A 276-nucleotide genomic window follows, 5' to 3' on the forward strand; every position below is an offset into this window, starting at 1 on the left:
ATGAGGTAGATAGGTTCGAGGTGGAAGTGTGGTGACACATGGAGCTGACGAATACTAATCGATCGAGGACTTAACCAAAAAGTTTGAAACATTCAATGAACCGTTTATCCAGTTTTGAAAGAACAACCTTTCTAAAAAGAGAGCTTCAAGACGCAGTAATACGCCGTGTATTGGAGGTCGAATAGAGTCTAGTGATGATGGCAAAGAGGTCACACCCGTTCCCATACCGAACACGGAAGTTAAGCTCTTTAGCGCCGATGGTAGTTGGGGGCTTCC

The 276-nt window shown here is 44.9% G+C and carries 1 rRNA gene; it reads left to right on the forward strand.

Annotation, left to right across the window (positions count from 1 at the left end):
- Positions 1 to 187: 187 nt before the first annotated feature.
- A 5S ribosomal RNA gene (gene rrf, locus C9J37_RS27935) occupies positions 188 to 276 on the forward strand; the annotation flags it as partial.

It is taken from the genome of Lysinibacillus mangiferihumi (assembly GCF_003049665.1).
In the GTDB taxonomy this organism is placed as follows: Bacteria; Bacillota; Bacilli; order Bacillales_A; family Planococcaceae; genus Lysinibacillus; species Lysinibacillus mangiferihumi.